Here is a 2,078-nt window from a genome sequence, read left to right as displayed (position 1 = left end):
GCAGCGGCCGAGGCGGAGTCGGCCGAGCGCTCCGGCGCGCCGGTCGAGGCCGGCGCCCAGGCGGAGTGACGGCCCGTCGGGCGAACGTCCGTACGGTGGCCGGCCGGGTGGTCGAGCGCCGGGTGCGGTAGTCCGTCGGTCCGCCGGTGAGGGCGGGCCGGACGGTTCGGACAAGGAGTACAGCGGCCCCGGGAGCATGCGCCCCCGGGGCCGCTCCCGTCCTGCTCGCATGCGCCGTCACTCGTTCGAGTGAGTTGGCGGTGCGCCAACTGCGCCATTGCGGCACCATGCGTCCCCATGCCCGGGCGGCGGCCTATTCTCCTGACGGACACTCACCGTCGGTCCGCCCGACGCGTTGAGGCAACACGGGGTCCGTACGGCGGGGAGGTCGCGATCGCTACCGACTGTGGAGGATCGACCCTGCCGCGAGGAGCGGCGCGCTACCTGGTGGCCGTCCCGGTGGCGGCGCTGTGCTGCCTGGTGCCACTGCTGCCCGCCGCGGCCACCCCCGGGGTGCCGGGCTGGCTCGGCGCACCGGTGGACTGGCCCAAGGTCGGACTGCTGGCCTTCCTGCACGGCTGCTGGGAGTCCCTGGCCCAGGGCCTGCCCACGCCCTGCCTGGTGCTGGTGCGCCGGTTGCTGCGCCGGCCGGCGCTGCCCGAGCGGGCGCCCGCCCGGCCCGGGGTGAACGCCTTCTTCCCGGTGCTGTTCGCCGGGGTGCTGATGCTCCCGCCGGCCGCCTCGGCCCTGGTCGCCGCCCCGGCCGCGCTGCTCGGCGGACCGAGCGGGCGCGGCTGCCGCCCGCGCCAGCTGTTCAACGGCTCCCAGCTCGCGCTGTGCGCCTTCGCCTCCTCGGCCGCCTTCTACCAGCTGCACGGTCCGCAGCTGCTGCTCGGCTCCCGCTTCCCGGCCGCGCTGCTGCCGGGATTCGCCGCCGTCGCGGTGTTCTGCCTGGTCAACGGGGTGGTGGTGGGTGTCATGCTGATGCTCAGCGAGGGCCGCCGGGCCGGGGTGCTGCTGCGCGGGGCGCAGTCGGTGTGCGGGCTGCCGGTGCTGGTGCACGCGGCCGGCGGGCTGATGGTCGCGGTGCTCTGGCAGGGCCCGTACGGCGCGTTCGCGGCGCTGCTGGCGCTGCTGCCGCTGTCCATCTCGGCCTGGGTGTTCGCCCAGGGCCAGCGCGAGCGGGACGCCCACCAGGCCACCGTGCAGTCACTGGTGCAGGCCGTGGAGATCAAGGACTCCTACACCCGGGGCCACAGCGAACGGGTGGGCCACGCCTCGGTGCTGATCGCCGCTCAGCTCGGCATGGAGGCCGAGCGGCTGCGCACCCTGCGCTTCGCCGGCATCCTGCACGACGTCGGCAAGCTCGGGGTGGCCACCGAGCTGCTGCGCAGAAACGGTCCCCTGACCGAGGCGGAGCGCCGGGCGGTGGAGATCCACCCGGTGTACGGGTATGAGCTGGTGCGCGGGATCGACTTCCTCGGCGAGGCGCACGCCGGAATCCTGCACCACCACGAGCGGATGGACGGCCGGGGCTACCCGAGCGGGCTGGCGGGCGAGCAGATCCCCGAGTTCGCCCGGATCATCTCGGTCGCCGACGCCTTCGACTCGATGACCTCCACCCGCTCCTACCGGCGCGGCCGCCCGGTCGGCGAGGCGGTCGCGGAGCTGGAGCGCTGCTCGGGCAGCCAGTTCGACCCGGTGATGGTGCGGGCGCTGATCGACGCGCTGGCCGGGCACGACTGGCAGCCGGTGGTGCACTCCGAGGACTGCATCCAGGCGGTGCCGGACATCCCGCTCGGGGTGCCCGAGCCGGTCCGGGCGGCACCGGGCCGGGTGTCGCCCCAGGGCGGGACCGTCCCCGCAGCCGGGCAGTCGTGAGGGCCCTCGGGCGCGAGGTCCGGGGGCGTACGGTCCTCGGGCGCGCGATGTCCGGCCGTGCCGCTTCCGGGCGTACCGCTTCCGGCCGTACGGCTGCCGCTGGTTTTGCTGCCGCTCGTGCGGTGTCCGGGGCCCGGGCGCTGCGGCGCGTGGTCCTCGGCCGCACGCCCTGCGGGCGCACCGCGCGCGCGGTGCAC

1 protein-coding gene is annotated in these 2,078 nt (G+C 75.6%); it reads left to right on the top strand.

The genetic code is table 11. The annotated features are described in order from the left end of the window. Window positions 1-447: 447 nt before the first annotated feature. Window positions 448-1,881: an HD-GYP domain-containing protein gene (locus KS423_RS44235; protein ID WP_224285326.1), complete on the top strand. Its 1,434-nt coding sequence runs from the start codon at window positions 448-450 to the stop codon at window positions 1,879-1,881. Window positions 1,882-2,078 lie beyond the last annotated feature (197 nt).

It is taken from the genome of Streptomyces sp. LS1784, from assembly GCF_020103755.1.
GTDB lineage: Bacteria > Actinomycetota > Actinomycetes > Streptomycetales > Streptomycetaceae > Kitasatospora.
The sequence above is the reverse complement of the archived record's forward strand: the minus strand, read 5'-3'. Positions and strand labels throughout refer to the sequence as shown.